We start from the raw sequence: 3,402 nt of genomic DNA, 5'->3' as shown, positions 1-3,402 counted from the left end.
TTTTCAACGGCCTGCTAAGGAGCAGGTGATCCAGGCGTTGCGGCAAGGCCGCATCGGAAAGGCGGCATGATGGCCGAGCTGAACGAAAAAACCTTCGAGCGCCTGGGGCAGGCCACGCAGGCCGCTGCCCGCGTCAGCGACCCGATTTTCGGCCGGCTCACGCGCCGGCTCACCTCCGGCGGTGGCACGGAATCGCTGGACTGGGCGTCCGATGCCGACTGGGCGCAGCTGCAGCAGGAGCCTTTGCGGGCTCGCTGGTTGTTGCGCATCGCCGCCGTGGTGCTGGTGCTGCTGATCGCCTGGGCCTCGGTTGCGGAAATCGACGAGGTCACGCGCGGCGAGGCACGGGTGGTGCCCAGCAGCCAGGTCCAGGTCATCCAGAGCGTGGACGGTGGTGTGGTCGAAGAAATCATGGTCCGCGAGGGCCAGATCGTTGAACCGGGGCAGTTGCTGCTGCGCGTCGATACCACCCGCTTTGCCTCCAGCCTCGGCGAAAGCCGGGTCAGCCAGGCGGCCTTGCGGGTGAAGGCCTTGCGCCTTCAGGCCCTGGTGCAAAACCAGCCGTTCGATCCCCCGCCTGAGCTGGCGCGGGAGGTGCCCGACATCGTGGCACAGGAGCGCCGCCTGTACGAATCCAGGCGTGCCGAGATGAGCGCCCAGCTCTCGATCGCCCAGAGTCAGCTCAGCCAGCGTCAGCAGGAGCTCAACGAGGTCATGGCGCGGCGCGAGCAGGCGGAGCGCGGCCTGCAGCTCACCCTGCGCGAACTGCAGGCCACCCGTCCCATGGTCGCCACGGGGGCGGTGTCGGAGGTCGAGGTCTTGCGCCTGGAGCGCGAGGTGGCCCGGTTGCGAGGCGACCTGGAGCAGGCCACGGCGCAAATCTCACGGGTGCGCGCCGCCATTGCGGAAGCCCAGCGTCGCATCGAAGAGGTGCAACTTACTTCTCGCAACCAGATGAGCGCCGAACTCTCCGAGACCCTGGGCCGGCTGTCGGCCCTGACCGAGGGTGGGCGGGCCCTGGAGGACAAGGTCGTCAAGGCCGAGATCCGCTCCCCGGTGCGCGGCACGGTCAATCGCTTGTTCATCAACACCGTGGGGGGTGTGGTGCAGCCCGGCCGCGAGGTGGTTGAGATCGTGCCCCTGGACGATGCCCTCATCCTCGAGGCGCAGATCACGCCCAAGGACATTGCCTTCCTGCGCCCCGGCCTGGAGGCCATGGTCAAGTTCACGGCCTACGACTTTGCCATTTACGGCGGGCTCAAGGCAGACGTGGAAAGCATCAGCGCCGACTCCGTGGTGGACGATCGCGGCAACGCGTTCTACATCGTGCGACTGCGTACCCGCGAGGCCAGCCTGGGCGAAGGGCTGCCCATCATTCCCGGCATGGTGGCGCAGGTGGACATCCTCACGGGCAAGAAGACGGTGCTCGACTATCTGCTCAAGCCGGTGTTGCGCGCCAAGGCCAATGCCATGTCAGAGCGTTGAAACCGAAAAGAGACCCACATGAGCAAACCGCATTTTCTGGTCCAGGCCGGTGTTTCCCTGTTGGGTGGCGGTCCGGGGATTCCCCCTGAGCGCTGGATCCAGGCCTTTCCCGATGGGCGCTGGGCCGATTGGTCGTCCCTGGTCAAATCCCTCGGGGCCGACGACGGGGTTTGGGTTCCCACCGCGCGGCCGGACTGGGAGGAGCGGGTGGCAGCGCTGTTGCAACTGCACCCCGGACGCCGGGTCGTGGTGGTGAGTGGTGTGCCCCAGGACGCCGAGGGGTTGCGCGCCTTGCAGGCCGGCGCTCGTGGCTACTGCCATCAACTGGCGCTGCCGGCGGTGTACCGTGAAGTGGAACAGGCGGTGCGCCATGGCGGCCTGTGGGTCGGGCCGGACCTCGTGCAGCGGCTGATGGTGGCCACGCGCTCGGCGCTGGAGCGCAGCCCCAGGGCGCCGCTGCCGCCAGCCGACCTGTCCAAACTGTCGGACCGGGAGGCCCAGGTGGCCCGTCTGGTGGCCGCTGGCAAGAGCAACAAGGAAGTGGCCGAGCAGCTCTTCATTTCGGAGCGCACGGTCAAGGCCCATCTCGGCGCGGTGTTCGACAAGCTCGGGGTGCGCGATCGGGTCCAATTGGTGCTGCATCTGGCAGACCGTGCCTGAAGGAGAGAGGCCATGACCGATTCCGCTGCGCAACCCCCGGGCCCATCATCGGAAAATGAGGAGCGCCAGGCCCTGTCCGACACCGACGCCAGCCTTGCCCGCGTCACCGAGGATCTGATCGATATTCTCATCGCCCGCGGGGTGATCCAGTTCACCGATTTCCCACCGGCCGCCCAGGCCAAATTGCTGCAGCGCCGGCAGACGCGCGCCACCCTCAGCCGCCGTCTTCAACTGCTCGACGAGGACGATGCCGGTTTGATTTGACACGGCGCCGTCCGGTTCGGTGCAAAACTGTACTTAAGTCCAATGGCCACGGCCTGCGCGCAAGCGTAAGCTGTGGCCATCTTTCATCATGAGGAGTGCCGCCATGGCCCAAGCCACCGTCCTGTCAGTCACCGGTAACGCCGTCGTCGTTGCCGCCGATGGATCCACCCGCCCCCTCAAGGTAGGCGATGTGATCCAAAAAGGTGAAACCATCCGTACCGCACCCGGCGCCCGCGTCGAGCTGATGATGGAAGACGGACAGGTGGTCGCCATGGGCCCCGGCCAGAGCCTGCGCGTGGACGAGTCCATGGCGCAGTCCGACGCCACGCCCACCGCGGCCGAAGCCGGCGTGCAGCCCAGCTCGGTGGACCAGATTCTGCAGGTTTTGGAGCAGGGCGGTGACCTGACCGAAGAACTCGAAGCCGCTGCGGCCGGTGCCGGCGGTGGCGGTGGCGGCGACGGCAGCGACTTCGTGCGCTTGTTGCGTGTCACCGAGGGCGTGGACCCGTTGTCGTATGAGTATGCACCTGTCAGCCCTGCATCTTTCGATGAGGTGCTGCTGCCTGCCGTTCCAGCGGCAGTCGTTCCCCCAGAGATTGCCCCGGTCGTTGGTAATGTCACCCTGCGCTACATCCGGCTGGATGAAGGGGGGCAGCCGTTGGTCGACCCCGAAACCGGAGGCTTCGTATACATCGGCGGCGAAGACGTGATCGAGGGTTCCTTCGTTGGCGTGGTGGCAGAAGTGGACGTGCCGCCCACGGGTACAGGCTTGATCCTGAACCTCACCAACGGCCAGACCATTGTCGTTCCAGTCGGCGAAAGCTTTGGTTTCGTCCAGATCGACATCCGGGAAGACGATGAATACCTTCAGGGCCGGGATTTGATTGATATTGGCGTCGAGTCCGCTTCCGGGGGAGGTTATGAAGAAATTAATATTGATCAATCCACCTCCATTGGTGTGATTGATGATGACGACACGACCAAGGTGACGCT

4 protein-coding genes are annotated in these 3,402 nt (G+C 65.5%); all 4 read left to right on the top strand.

Annotated elements, in window-relative coordinates; translation table 11 throughout:
* Positions 1-66 precede the first annotated feature (66 nt).
* The gene (locus HZS63_RS13715; RefSeq protein WP_343039998.1) at positions 67-1,485 is read left to right on the top strand and encodes an HlyD family type I secretion periplasmic adaptor subunit; all 1,419 of its coding nucleotides are present in this window, start codon (positions 67-69) and stop codon (positions 1,483-1,485) included.
* An 18-nt stretch (positions 1,486-1,503) separates the two neighbouring features.
* On the top strand, positions 1,504-2,145 hold the full coding sequence (locus tag HZS63_RS13710) for a helix-turn-helix transcriptional regulator (RefSeq protein WP_180684551.1): 642 nt from the start codon (positions 1,504-1,506) through the stop codon (positions 2,143-2,145).
* Positions 2,146-2,157: 12 nt separating this feature from the next.
* Complete coding sequence (locus HZS63_RS13705) at positions 2,158-2,409, top strand: hypothetical protein (RefSeq protein ID WP_246316401.1); 252 nt, start codon at positions 2,158-2,160, stop codon at positions 2,407-2,409.
* Positions 2,410-2,512: 103 nt separating this feature from the next.
* A partial coding sequence (locus tag HZS63_RS13700; RefSeq protein ID WP_180684550.1) for a retention module-containing protein occupies positions 2,513-3,402 on the top strand: 890 nt, incomplete at its 3' end.

Source organism: Tepidicella baoligensis, assembly GCF_013432195.1.
GTDB lineage: Bacteria > Pseudomonadota > Gammaproteobacteria > Burkholderiales > Burkholderiaceae_C > Tepidicella > Tepidicella baoligensis.
The sequence above is the reverse complement of the archived record's forward strand: the minus strand, read 5'-3'. Positions and strand labels throughout refer to the sequence as shown.

Coding starts and splice junctions, on each gene's coding strand:
- HZS63_RS13715 (WP_343039998.1), top strand. CDS start 67: ATGATGGCCGAGCTGAACGAAAAAACCTTCGAGCGCCTGGGGCAGGCC.
- HZS63_RS13710 (WP_180684551.1), top strand. CDS start 1,504: ATGAGCAAACCGCATTTTCTGGTCCAGGCCGGTGTTTCCCTGTTGGGT.
- HZS63_RS13705 (WP_246316401.1), top strand. CDS start 2,158: ATGACCGATTCCGCTGCGCAACCCCCGGGCCCATCATCGGAAAATGAG.